This is a genomic window from Kitasatospora sp. Root107 (genome assembly GCF_001424875.1).
Classification (GTDB): Bacteria; Actinomycetota; Actinomycetes; order Streptomycetales; family Streptomycetaceae; genus Kitasatospora.
On the sequence record NZ_LMCT01000006.1, the window covers coordinates 96,483 to 108,828 of the forward strand.

The 12,346-nt window shown below is 69.9% G+C and carries 13 protein-coding genes; 9 read left to right on the forward strand and 4 right to left on the reverse strand.

Going from position 1 to position 12,346, the window contains the following annotated elements; translation table 11 throughout:
* Positions 1 to 683: 683 nt before the first annotated feature.
* A complete protein-coding gene (locus ASC99_RS07470; RefSeq protein ID WP_057229657.1) occupies positions 684 to 1,574 on the forward strand; it encodes a hypothetical protein in 891 nt (296 codons plus the stop codon).
* Between the two features lie 161 nt (positions 1,575 to 1,735).
* Here the strand turns inward: ASC99_RS07470 and ASC99_RS07475 are convergent, their stop codons facing one another.
* The 4 genes from ASC99_RS07475 to ASC99_RS07490 all read right to left on the reverse strand — a co-directional run bounded on the left by ASC99_RS07475 (position 1,736) and on the right by ASC99_RS07490 (position 5,565).
* Complete coding sequence (locus ASC99_RS07475) at positions 1,736 to 2,917, reverse strand: cytochrome P450 (RefSeq protein ID WP_057229659.1); 1,182 nt, start codon at positions 2,915 to 2,917, stop codon at positions 1,736 to 1,738.
* 7 nt (positions 2,918 to 2,924) lie between these two features.
* A complete protein-coding gene (locus ASC99_RS07480) occupies positions 2,925 to 4,172 on the reverse strand; it encodes an MAB_1171c family putative transporter (RefSeq protein ID WP_057229661.1) in 1,248 nt (415 codons plus the stop codon).
* 19 nt (positions 4,173 to 4,191) lie between these two features.
* Positions 4,192 to 4,617, reverse strand: a complete 426-nt coding sequence (locus tag ASC99_RS07485; protein ID WP_157543772.1) for an ImmA/IrrE family metallo-endopeptidase — start codon at positions 4,615 to 4,617, stop codon at positions 4,192 to 4,194.
* 525 nt (positions 4,618 to 5,142) lie between these two features.
* Positions 5,143 to 5,565 (reverse strand): helix-turn-helix transcriptional regulator, encoded by a 423-nt coding sequence (locus ASC99_RS07490; RefSeq protein ID WP_057229664.1) that lies wholly within the window; start codon positions 5,563 to 5,565, stop codon positions 5,143 to 5,145.
* A gap of 377 nt (positions 5,566 to 5,942) precedes the next feature.
* On the opposite strand from ASC99_RS07490, the gene ASC99_RS07495 reads away from it, so the two are divergent.
* From ASC99_RS07495 to ASC99_RS07530, 8 genes are all read left to right on the forward strand, one after another.
* Entirely contained in the window at positions 5,943 to 6,254 is a 312-nt protein-coding gene (locus ASC99_RS07495; protein ID WP_157531414.1) for a hypothetical protein, read from the forward strand.
* 2 nt (positions 6,255 to 6,256) lie between these two features.
* Entirely contained in the window at positions 6,257 to 7,210 is a 954-nt protein-coding gene (locus tag ASC99_RS07500; RefSeq protein WP_057229668.1) for a hypothetical protein, read from the forward strand.
* Positions 7,210 to 7,893: an ATP-binding protein gene (locus ASC99_RS07505; RefSeq protein WP_057229669.1), complete on the forward strand. Its 684-nt coding sequence runs from the start codon at positions 7,210 to 7,212 to the stop codon at positions 7,891 to 7,893. Before ASC99_RS07500 ends, ASC99_RS07505 begins: the two co-directional genes overlap by 1 nt.
* A 185-nt stretch (positions 7,894 to 8,078) precedes the next feature.
* The gene (locus tag ASC99_RS07510; protein ID WP_057229672.1) at positions 8,079 to 8,642 is read left to right on the forward strand and encodes a WhiB family transcriptional regulator; all 564 of its coding nucleotides are present in this window, start codon (positions 8,079 to 8,081) and stop codon (positions 8,640 to 8,642) included.
* Entirely contained in the window at positions 8,639 to 9,664 is a 1,026-nt protein-coding gene (locus tag ASC99_RS07515) for a DUF2637 domain-containing protein (RefSeq protein WP_057229674.1), read from the forward strand. The genes ASC99_RS07510 and ASC99_RS07515 overlap by 4 nt, the downstream gene beginning before the upstream one ends.
* Positions 9,665 to 9,713: 49 nt before the next feature.
* On the forward strand, positions 9,714 to 9,947 hold the full coding sequence (locus tag ASC99_RS39315) for a hypothetical protein (protein WP_057229676.1): 234 nt from the start codon (positions 9,714 to 9,716) through the stop codon (positions 9,945 to 9,947).
* A 233-nt stretch (positions 9,948 to 10,180) separates the two neighbouring features.
* Positions 10,181 to 10,621: a plasmid mobilization relaxosome protein MobC gene (mobC, locus tag ASC99_RS39320; protein WP_057229677.1), complete on the forward strand. Its 441-nt coding sequence runs from the start codon at positions 10,181 to 10,183 to the stop codon at positions 10,619 to 10,621.
* A 173-nt stretch (positions 10,622 to 10,794) separates the two neighbouring features.
* Positions 10,795 to 11,935, forward strand: a 1,141-nt coding sequence (locus ASC99_RS07530; RefSeq protein ID WP_235583013.1) for a relaxase/mobilization nuclease domain-containing protein, incomplete at its 3' end; no start/stop codon positions are given.
* Positions 11,936 to 12,346: the final 411 nt, after the last annotated feature.

Consider the following 12,346-nt stretch of genomic DNA (forward strand, 5'->3'; position numbering starts at 1 on the left):
AAGATCAGCGACAGAGCCGAATTACGTGACCGTCGACACTGACCACCTGCGCGCCCTCGACCGCTGGCTCGAACACCTTCACTAAAGCTGACAGCATGGCAACAGCCCGCTGCCCGGACAGGACGAGCTCGACTACGGGCCGGCTGGCCACCAGCCGTGCCTGTACGGGCCCGGCCTGCTCGCCGACCCTCGCCCAGGACGCACCGCCGTCTTCCACTACGGCCACGAGCACGCGTTCTCCGCTCCCACTCACCTCACCCAAGTTCACCTGCGACCAAGTCCCGGGCGCCCTGTGGCTCACCCGTACCGGCGCTACCCTCCACCTGTGGGCGCCGGGACTTGACCAACGGCAGTGGCGGGCACCGACTGCTCTGACCGCCGAATGTCGGAGCGTGGGGATCCTCGGCGCGATTACCAAGATCGACAGATGCCGTGCGGCCCTCGTCGGCGAGTCGGCTCGCCCCGGTGGATGGCGACCTGAATGCCGTCCCCACCGAGCAACAGATGACTTGAACTCCCGGGCCGCGCCTACTTGGTAGGAGTGTGATCAAGGCCGCTCGGGTGTCCGCTTCACTCGCGTGGCCTTCGTGGCTAGGGTCCGTCGTCCCGGACTTGATCGGTCCGGTCACGGCGTTCAGGAGGACTCCCTGCGTATCCACCGTAGCCCGCACCCGTCGAACTTCGTGATCATCCCGAACGAGCTGGCGCAGAACCGCGCGATGACCTATACCTCCCGAGGGCTGCTGGTGGACCTGCTGTCCCGTCCGGACGACTGGAAGGAGACGTGCCGGCACATGGCGGACTCGAGTCCCCAAGGCCGCAAGACCCTGGCTGCGGCACTGGACGAGCTGCGGGCCTGGGGGTATTACCAGGTGGAGGTGGTCCGCCTGCCCAACGGGCGAATCCGGTCGGAGGCCCACGTTTTCGATCGGCCGCAGCTCGGAGTGCAGCCGGGTGCCACCCTGCCGGGCTCCGGTGAACCGGCTCCCGGTGATCGTGGCTTCCTTCCAAAGGACCTGGCGAAAGTACCCTCCCTCCCCGCTGAGCCCGAGCCGGTCGCTGCGGGCGATGAGACGGCCGAGGCTGAAGGCGGGCGGGCGGAGAGCGACCCTGGGTCTCGACCGCAGGCCGCTGAGCCGCTGGTCGAGATGGACGAGGAGACCAGGGTGGCGATGAACGCGTTGCTGCACGCAGTGAGACCGGAGCGGCGGCTGCCGCTCGGACTGGCCGAGGCGGCAGCCTTGGCCCCGATGGTCCGAGCGTGGCTGGAGCGTGGCGCCTCAGAGGACCAGCTGCGGGAGGCGCTGCTGGCCGGACTGCCCGAGGTGGTCTACTCCCCTGCGGCAGTGCTCCGGTCGCGCCTGGAGCGGAAGATGCCCGCTGAGCCGCGCCCCGAGAGGCCGACCCGGCGAATGGCGGAGTGCGCCGGCTGCCGCGATCCGCTGCCGGAGCCGGGGCTGTGCGGGCGGTGCGGCAGTGCGAGCAGGAGCCGACCGGCGGGAGGACGCGCGGCCAAGGTGACGGCGCGTGGGATGGACAAGGTCCGTGCAGCGATGGCCGGTTCGACCGCGTGACACGCCGAGGACCGCTTCGGCGGAGAGTGGCCCAAGGCCGGGAGGGCCAGCGGTACGGCGGTTGTCGGCACCGTGTCGGCCGCTGTCGGACACGATCCCCGACTGGGGGCCGCCGTAGGGCGAGGGTGCTCCCGGAAGTATCCAGCAGCACCCTCGTAGCCCTACAGCAGGACCGGTAGCGACTCCAGGCCGCGGACCAGCCGCGAGTGCCGCCAGCGGAGCTGATCGGCGGGCTCGGCCAGCCGCAGGCCCGGAAAACGCTCCAGCAGCACCCGCAGCGCGATCTCGACCTCCGCCTGTGCGAGCGGCGCTCCGAGGCAGCGGTGGATCCCGTGCCCGAACGCGAGATGGGAACGAGCCTCCCTCTCCAGGTCGAGCCGGTCCGGGTCCGAAAACCTGGCCGGATCGCGGTTGGCGGCGCCGGGGCTGACGAACACCGGACTGCCCGCCGGCACGTCCGTCTCACCAATCCGGACCGGTTCGGGCGCCCACCGCCACGTGGCGATGCTGACCGGGGAGTCGAAGCGCAGCAGCTCGTCGACGGCGCCCGCGGTCCGGTCCGGGGCCGACCGAAGTAGCTCCAGCTGGTCGGGGTGCCGCAGCAGCGCCAAGACAGCGTTGCCGATCGCGGCGGTGGTCGTCTCGTGCCCGGCCACCAGGAGCAGTACCGCCAGCGAGACCAGCTCCTGCTCGCTGAGCTGGTCACCGTCGCTGTCGCGGGCGGCGACCAGCGCGGACAGCAAATCCTCGTCCGGATCACTGCGCTTGGCCACGACCAGCTCGGCCATGTAGTCGGCCAGCGAGTGGGAGGCCGCGTCGATCCTTTGGTGGTCCCCGGTCACGAACAGGTCCGTCGACCACTGGCAGATGCCGTCCCGGTCGGCCGTCGGCACCCCGAGGAGCTGACAGATCACGGTGACCGGCAGCGGTGCCGCGAAGCTCTCGACCAGGTCCACCCGCTGCCCGGGGGACCAGCCCTCGGCCAACTGCTCGGCGAGCGCGCCGATATAGGGGCGCAGCGCGTCGACCGTGGCCGGGGTGAACGCCCGGGTGACCAGCCGGCGAAGCCGGGTGTGGTCGGGCGGGTCGCTGTTGAGCATCGTGGTGGCCAGCGCGGGGTGCAGGGAGCGCCCTGACGGGCGGCCGGCGAAGAACGCGGCGGTGTCCTTCGACAGTGCGGGGTCGGCGAGCGCTGCCCTGGCCTGGTCGAAGCCGGTGACCACTGCGGCCGGGAGGGCGCCGCCGTCCATGGGCACTTGGAGTACAGGTGAGCGTTTCCGCAGGGCCGCGTAGGTGGGGTACCGGTCCGCGTAGAAGGCCGGGTCGGTGAAGGGGGAAGCCATGGTGCTCCTAGGCCGCGTCGTCGAGCGCCGGGGGCTGGTGGGAGGCGGAGGTACGGTGGACGATCTCGCTGCTGACGTACTGCTCAGCGACCGAGCGTAGCCAAACGGCCTCCTCGCGCAGGTCTCCCTCGCGGGCGGCGTCGCCACCGGTTTGGGGAGCCGGATCCGCCTGTGGGCGGGCACCCCAGCGGGCGGCCTGGATCGCGCCGGCGACCACGGCGGCTTCGACGATCGCCTCGGCCTCGGTACCGGTGTGCCCGGCTTCCGCGACTGCCCGGGCCGCTGCGGCCTGGACCGCCCGCGAGCGGTACTCGTCGAGGGTGAGGATGCCGTCGGCCATCTCGACCACGCGGCGGTGCAGTACGAGGTCCGGCTCGGCGCTGCCACCGAAGGTCCGCAGTACGACGTCGGGGCAGACGGCGGTGATGTCCTGCCACAGTGGCAGCAGTGCGTCGGCAGTTTGCCGCTCCCACCGGGAGAGCCGCTTCTTGGCGAGCGGCCAGAGCATCGCGGGCACGGTGAGACCTGCGGTGATCAGCAGCACGCCGGTGAGCGGGGCCGTGAAGCTGAACGCGCACCGGTAGGGCGTCACCAGCGTGGTGCAGCGCGGGCCGCCGGGGAACAGCTCGATGTTGGCGAGGCTTCCCACGGTGTTGACGACCTTGTAGAGCAGGTAGAGCAGCACGAAGAAGCAACCGGCGGCCGTCGCCTTCAGGCCGAGTCGGTGGACGCGCCAGGCGGTCTTGGTGCTCCGCCGCCATGTCTGGGCGAGGGCGTCGTAGGTGGCGTGGCCCATGAAGGCCACGTAGGCCAGCGTGTACACGTGCAGCGTTGCGGGCGCCTGGCCCCAGTTCGCGTTGGTGAAGGGGCTGCTCCAGCGCCGGTCCTCCGGCGTCAGGAAGAAGGCCACCGCCATCACGGCGGTCACGGCGGCGAGCATGAGCAGGCGGGGCCGGAGCTTGGCCTTCGCCTGCTGCGGCTCGTAGTTGAGGGCGAGAAGCCAGCCGACGACCGCGAGGCTGGCGCCGAGCATCAGAGCGTTGGAGACCAGCTTCGCGAGGTCGCGGGTGACGGCGTCAGCGGCATCTTGGACGGCCGGGTTGAATCCCACGATGGCAACGGCCCAGGCCACGAGGAGCAGCGCGGTCGCGGAGGCGTTGGAGGGTCTCGGGGTGCCCCCGCGGCGCGGGCGCATCCAGAAGGCTGCCGCCAGGAGGAGGAGGGTGGGCAGGCCGGAAGTGACGATGCTGATCATTGCGCTGTTCTCTCGTCGGTCAGGTGTACATCGCGTCCCACCGCTCGGTGGCGGCGGCGGGGCGCGTCGAGGGGGTTAAGGCTGCGCGGTACATGCGCGAGAGGATGATGGTGCCGAGGGTCTCGGCTTCCTGCTCCTCCGCGGTCGCGTAGGAGGTGCGGGCGGAGATTCCGAGGCAGGAGCTCCAGTCGATTTCGGCGGCCAGTTCCGAATCCGACCGGAAGTCCGCACGCGAGACCGACCCCTGGTGGTCCCAGAGGATGTGTCCCAGCTCGTGGCCGATGATCTGGCGGCGCAGCAGCGGCGACGCGCTCTGCTCGTAGAAGATCATCTCGCAGTCGTCGTACTGCTGGCGAAGCCCGCAGGCGAAGGAACCCTTCATGTCCTGGGGCTCGCAGACGATCCGTCGGCCGACCTCATCGGAGACAGCTTGGATCAGCTCCACTTCGGTGAACCGGTGGCGCAGGTCCAGTCGGCCCAGCCGATCCTCGCAGGCGGATCGCAGTGAACTGGCATGCACGATCGCCTCCAGAAATGATCAAGGATTACTGCTCCAGGAAGCCGGGAATCTGAATCCCGGACTCGCAGCGATGGAACGATGTTAGGCACATCCCGCAAAGATCGTTTTAATGTTGATCTTTGGATGCCCGTCGCATTGCAGGCCCGAGCAGACCGCGGGATCACAGAGCGTGGCAGTGAATAGGACTGCTATCCGTAAAGATCGCGGCTTCTCGGGATTCCCGTCAGGTGATGGGTGGTTAGTTCACTACCGAAAGCTATGTGAGCGCGAGCACGTCAAGCCGATCGTGACTTGCATCTCAGTTCCGAATCAGGCGGGAGATGGCTGGAAGTCGGGGCAGACGACCATTTCCGTGGCGGGTGGAGGATTTCACGTGGCTCGGAGGTCGACCGCCCGGCTCGCATATCTTCGCGCGTAGATTTCGTTCAACAATAAACGGCGAAGCGAATGTTACTCGGAGGGAATCTCGGGAAGGCCCTGCGACTTCCTCGCCATGTCGATCATGCCAGTGACCAGACGCATGTTCTCCGGGCTGAGCCCCTCGCTGCGCAGGGCGATCGACTTGACGCCGGCGTTCTCCATCGCGCTCTGAAGGTCGCGCTTGGCGAACAGCGCCTCGGGCGCCTCGTCGGTGACCCAGTACGTCGGGGGCACGTCGAAGAACGAAGCGATCCTGAGGAGGGTGTCGATGGTCGGGTTCGTCTTCTCGCCGCGACGCAGTTGTCTGATCGCCGTGTCGCTGATCCCCGTCCCGGCGGCCACCTCGGCGACCGAGTAGGCGTCGCGCTGCTGCGGGTGCCGATGCACGAACAGGTAGTTCAGCCGCTCAGCGACCTGGGCGAGGCCCTTGTCCTTGTCTGCCTGCCCAGCCATGGCGGTGCCTCCCGTGTCAGATCGTCCCACGGCCGCACTTTAGTGCCCAATCATACCCAGATGCACATCGAGAGCCGAACTTTAGTGTCCATCGGGCGCACTTTGGTGTACGTTGATCGCGCCGAAGGGGAACTAAAGTGCTAAACCCCTGGTGGGGGCGCCTGCGCGTCATCTCTCCAGGGGGTCCGCTGTTCAGCGGAGCGCTTGGTAGTCACTTCGGCCGTCCTCGGCGAGGACCCGGGAGTTGACGCTCCCGGGCCTCTCGCATCGCGAGGACGTCGATCCCTCCGAAGACCGGCCTCCGCCTCTGACAACGCGGCCGGGCTCCAACAGCCCAGGAGTCTCGCATGTCCTCCTCAATTCGTACAGCCGGGTCCTTGCCCCGGAACGGCCGCCTGGTCGCGACCACCTCGCTCGCGCTCGCCGATACCCTGGCGGCCCTTGCCCCCGGCACCAGGACAGTCCGCCTCCACAGTGCGGCCGAAGGCGGAGTACCCCGCATCGCCGAGGCGTACGACGTCCATGGCCGGCACCTGCCGCAGCCGCTCGCGATCCGACAGCCAATGGCCCGCTGGATCACTCAGGCGTTCGTGCTGGACCGCGGATACGCCCATGCACTGGACCTGACGACCGGACACGTGATCGCGCTGGCCGCTGCCGACGGCGGCGACCTCCCGCTGGCGGCCTGACCGTGGCGCGCATCAGGACGATCAAGCCCGAGTTCTTCACCAGCGACTCGCTCTCCCGCGTGTCCCTCACGGCCGAGAGAACCTTCTGCGGCCTGTTCAGCCTGGTCGACGACCGCGGCCGGTTCCGCGACGACGCGCGGATCATCTACGGGCGTCTGTGGGTCACCCGCACCGAGCAGACCCAGGACGGCGTAGAGGAGGACCTGCGACAGCTTGCCGAAGAGGGCCTGATCTGCAGGTACACCGGCTGCGACGGCAAAAAGTACCTGCACCCGGTGAAGTGGCTCGCCCACCAGAAGATCAGCAACCGGACCGAGTCCCGAGCAGCAGCCTGCCCGGAGCACCAAGCCGAACTGGAGTGCGGTGGATGCAAGCGCGAGCGCTGCCCTGCCCCGGCTCCGGAGAACTTCCGCAGGACCGCAGAAACCCTCCCCGTCCCGAGACAAGCTCCCGCCGACCCCGCCCAGCACCCCTCCCCCGCCCCAGTGATCGACCAGCGGGCCGACACGGTCGCCGCCACCAGCGAAGCGGACAAAAGCACAGGTCAGAGGCTGTCTCAGGAAGTTCTCCGAACCACTGCGGAGCCGCTCGGCACTGGATCCAGGATCCAGGATCCTGGATCTACCCCTAACGGGGGCGGCGCCGCCGCGCCCGGCGCGACCGCCAGGTTGATCATCGAGTACAAGCGGCAGTTCGACCAGGCACCACCCCGCAGCGAGCTGGACCGCCTCGGCAAGGAGATCAAGGCCCTGGTCGCCGAAGGCTTCGCCGAGGAGCAGATCCTCGCGGGACTGCGCGAGTTCGCCCGTCTGCCCGGCATGGGCCCCACCCTGCTGCCGAGTCTGGTCCACGCCGCCGCCACCGGCCGCCTGGCCGGACAGCGCGGACCCGGATCACCCGGCCGCCACCAGGGCTGGACCAACCCGGACGCCGACGCCTACGCCGAGGAGCTGTGATGATCGACCCCCAGCCGCTGGGCGGCGCGATAGCCCGGATTCTGCGCCGGCGCGGACTCGACCCGGCCGCCGTCGCCCGCACCGAGATCCCCGAGCCGCAGCTGCGGCTCCAAGCCCTGGACGCTGCGGCGGCCCGCATCCCGGCCCGCTACCAGGACGCTCTGGCCGACCACCCCGAGGTGATCGCCTGGGCGGACGAGGTCCGCCGGGCGGCCCGGCCCGGACCAGGGGGCCAACCCGGCATAGCCAAGGCCACCTCGCTCCTGCTGGCCGGCCCCACCGGCACCGGCAAGACGCACCAGGCATACGGAGCCTTGAGACTCCTGCTCGCCGATGGTGTCCGACTGCGCTGGCGCGCCACCACCTCGGCCGATCTCCACGCGCTCCTGCGGCCGAGACCCGGTCACGACGGCGAACGCGACTTCCAGGAGCTGCTGCGCGTGCCGCTGCTGCTCGTCGACGACCTCGGCGCCGGGAAGTCCTCGGAGTTCACCGAAGAGGTCACCTGGCGGTTGATCAACCACCGTTACAACGAGCAGCTGCCGACGATGCTGACCACCAACCTGGCCACAGCCCAGCTGCGCGAGGTCCTCGGCGAGCGCGTCTCCTCCCGGCTGCGCGAGATGAGCCGCCACGTGCGCCTCACCGGCCCGGACCGCCGCCGCCCGCCGACCGCCGCCTGACCATCCGCCGGACCCTCTGCCCAGCGACACCTTCCGACCGTTCCGCCCTTCGCCGCAGCCGAAGCGCCGACGCCGCAAGCCCCCTTCTAACCCTCCCGCGATCCCGTGCGGGGCCGGCCGAGCCGCCCCCGGGAAACGCCCTGCCCTCGCGCCCGCCCCCCAGGCGCGACCGGAGACATCCCCGAATGAACTTCGCCGTCAACGAACTCGAAGCCGCCCACGACCAACTCGACCGCGGCTCCCCGCGCTGGCGCCTCAAGGCCGCCTGCGCCGGGATCAAGAACCCCGACATCTTCTTCGCCGATCCTCGCGTGGCGGCCCACCGCCAGGCCCTCGCCCTGTGCGGGCAGTGCCCGGTCCGCCTCGCATGCCTGAACGACGCCGTCGAATGCGGAGAGCGGGACGGGATCCGCGGAGGACAAACCGAGGAACAGCTACGCGAAATCGTCGACTACCGCAAGGAACGACCCGTCGAGCTCGACCGTGTCCGCGCCACCCTCGCCGGAACCCACCGGCCGCAACTGACCGAGGCCGAGAAGCGGAGCCTGGTCCGTGTCGCCATAGACGCAGGCGTCCCGACCGGCACCTGGTCCACCGCCCTGGGCATCGGCTACAAAGCCGCTCACAAACGACGCCGTAAGGCCACCACCCAGCTCGACGTGATCCCCGTGCCCATGCGACGCGAGGAAATCGAACTGGCTGCGGACCTGCGCCGGGCCGCCGCGCCCACCCTGGCGGTGGCCGCATGAACCGTCGGCCTGTCGGCGTCTCCCGCTGGGACATCGCAGCGATCGGCTCCCTCGGCGTCGTTGGTTTCGCGCTCTCCTACGACGCGCTCCAGCAGATGGCTGAGGCAATCCACATCCGGGGGCAGCTCACTTACGCGTTTCCGGTCGTAGTCGACGGCTTCGTGGCGTACGGAACCAGAGCGCTGGTCCTCCTGCGGGAAGCCCAGTGGACCGCCCGCGCCTACACCTGGACGCTCTTCTTCGGAGCCACCGGCACCAGCGTCTGGGCCAATGCCCTGCACGCAGTCCGCCTCAACGAGCAGAACATCGGCCAAGCCAGCGGACTGCACCTCGGCGACGTGGCCGTCGGCGCCCTGAGCACAATCGCCCCGCTCGCCCTCGCCGGCGCGGTACACCTCGGCATCATCGTCACCCGCCACGGAGGAGAGCAGGCCGACCCCGCCAGCGACGCCGCCCAGCCCTCACTCACCATCCCGGCCACCGTCACATTTGGCCGCCCAGCCGGAGCCGATGATGCTCCGAACCTCGAGCCACCCATACCCACCCGTAGCGAAGCCATCACCCGGAACGCCCGAGCGGAACTCACCGACGGCACCGACCGGACACCGTCCAGATCCGCCGAAGAGAAGCTCGCCGCGCACCGCCGAGGCTCACGACTTCGTGATCGGATCACGTCCCGGATCCTGCGCAGAACCCAACACCCGCCGGTCCGTCCGAGCGGTCCGGCCAACGGTCCGGCCGCACCGGACGAGACCAACGGTCCGAGCGGTCCAGACGAGGCCAGCGGTCCGGCCAACAGTCCGGCTGCACCGGCAAGTCCGAGCGGTCCGACCAACGGTCCAGGCGGTGTGGACCCGGTGCTGCTGAGGGCCGGGCGTCAAGCAGCGGCCGAAGCCGGACGGATCACTCGCAGGGTGGTTGGCGACGGCATCCGGGCCCAGGGCCTCACGGTCGCCAACGACCGATTGTCCGAGGTCATCCACGCCCTACGAACCGACAAGCCACCGCCTCCAGGGCGCTAAGCCGTTCCCTCTCTCCTCCTCTCCCCCACTTCACTCAACGGAGCGCCCCTTGAGCACCACCGTCCTCGCAGACCGTGACATCGTGGCCGATTTCGTCGCCGTCCTCGCCCAGCACCGCCACGTCCACAGTGCTGAGCCGCTGGGGGACGGCCGATGGAAGGTACGCCGCAGGTGTGCCACGTCGGCCGAGATCCTCACCAGCGAGCAGACCGAGGAGCTGGTGATGGACCACCTGATCGCGGCGTTCGCTGCTCGTGGCCTGGCCAGCTCCTACGACTTCTAGCCGCGCACACCCTCACCAGCTCACCGCCTTCCGGTCCGACTCCGACCATCAACTCGCTCTCACCAGAGGCAGGTTGCCACCTACGGCGGAGCGAGCTATCCCCTTGGAGTGCCCTAAAGGGCACTCCAAGGGCTCGCCCCGCCCAAGAGGCGGGGAAGGCCGAGTGTCGAGCCGAGCGGGGCGCTCGACTCGACACTCATCGGCGGGCAGGACAACTGACAGGAACAGCCCAGATGACCACCGCCGAACCCGTCGCCGACGAGCCGACCATCGCCCGTCGTCCACGTCGCCGCTTCCATGAACCACAGCAGCGCCAGCGCTTTCTCACGATCCGCGTGAGCAGCGACGAGCAAGCACAGATACGCCGTGCCGCTTCCGAGCGTGCTGAGACCGTCGCCCGTTTCGTCGCGAGCGCTGCCCTCAGCGCCGCATCCCGACCTGACGCCCCACGCGACACCAACGACCAGCTCAACCGCGCGATCGACGAGCTCGCCGCCTCGCGCCGGCAGGCCGCGCGGGTCGGCAACAACGTCAACCAGATCGCCCGGGAGCTCAACTCCGGTGGTCTCCCGCACCCGACAGATCTGGTCGCCGCGTTGGCCACAGTTCGAAGCACCATCGCCACCCTGGACGCCGTGGCGGCTGCCCTTCTGAAGGATCGGAAGAAGACCTGAACCCGAACATCACCCGGGGGTCGCGGACGTACGGGCTGCTGGCCTACCTCTACGGTCCCGGCCGACGCGACGAGCACACCGACCCGCATCTCGTGGCCAGTTGGGACGGCTTCGCTCCCGACCCGGGCCGCGATCCGAACGCCTCCCTCAAGCAGCTCCAGACGGCGCTGGATATGAGGGTCGAGCAGCGCGGCTCCAAGCGGGCGCTGAAGAAGCCTGTCTGGCACTGCTCGATCCGGACCGCTCCCGAAGACCGGCTGCTCAGCGACGAGGAGTGGGCGGAGGCGGCCCGCCGTGTCGCCGAGGAGGGCGACCCGGACGGCTGCCGGTGGGTCGCCGTGCGTCACGCGGACGACCACATCCACATCGCCGCCACCATCGTGCGCGGTGACCTGCTGAAGGCGGACATCGAGTTCGACTTCCGCAGGGCCCAGGCGGAGTGCCGCAAGATCGAGAAGGAGTGGGGGCTGCGTGAGCTCAACCCTGGCGACGGCACGTCAGCCAAAGAGGCGACCAACCGCGAGAAGCACAAGGCCCAGCGGCTGTCCCGGCCGGACACCAGTCGGCAGCAGCTGCGCGACGCGGTCCGCCAGGCCCTGGCCGGCGCCCGGGACGAGGAGGAGTTCTTCTCCCGGCTGGAGACGGCCGGGGTGCTGGTCAACCGGAAGATCGGCCCTTCCGGCGACACCCTCGGATACAGCGTCGCGGCCGTCGGTGAGCGCGACGGCGCACGCGAGCCGGTCTGGTTCGGCGGCTACAAGCTCGCCCCCGACCTGACCTTGCCCAAGATCCGCCGACGCCTGGCCGTGCCCGTCGCCGACCGTGCGGCCGAGAGCCGCCCCTCCACCGGAGAGAGCGGTGGCCGGACGCCAGCAGGCCGGCGCTCCCCGGCAGCTACGGCACGCCTGCGGACGGCGGACGCCGCAGTGGAGGCAATCGACCTGCTCGGCGGCGAACCCGAGGACGCGGCCGGCGTGGTCGAGGCAACCGGTGAGGTCCTCGACGCCTTGGCGGCGACCGCCCTGTCCGGACAGAAGCAGGAGCTGCTGGCCGCAGCCCGGGCCTACGAGCGGGCCTCGCGTTCGCACGTACGAGCCGCGAACTCCGGCTCCCGCACGGTGCGGGCCGCCGCCCGCGCGGTACTGTCCGGCGGCTCCACCAGCAACCGGGGCCCGGACGGCGCCGCTGCGGCCACCCTGCTGTCGGTGCTGGTCCTGCTGGTGATCGCAGCCGGCCGCTGGCACGCCGAACAGGGCCACCGTCAGCAGGCCGCAGCCGCCCGCGCGGCGGCCGACCACCTGCGCGCCGCCTACCNTGGTGATCGCAGCCGGCCGCTGGCACGCCGAACAGGGCCACCGTCAGCAGGCCGCAGCCGCCCGCGCGGCGGCCGACCACCTGCGCGCCGCCTACCGCCAAGCCGCAGCGCAGCCGATGGCAACCCTGCGTGAGCGCGGCCGTCAGCTGCCCAAGGCGGTACGCGAACGCCAGGAGCAGGCACTTCGCCGGGCGGTACCGGGAGAGGGCGCACGCCAGCTACTGGCCGAGCCGGAGTTCGACGCGCTGGCCGCAGCCCTCGCTGAGGCCGAGGCCGCCGGGCACGACCCGCAGACCCTGCTGGATCGCACCCGATCCTGGCGAGAGCTGGACAGCGCCGACTCGGTCACCGCCGTGCTGACCTGGCGCGTTCGGCACATCGCCAAGCTCCCCCACCAGGCCGCCACCAAC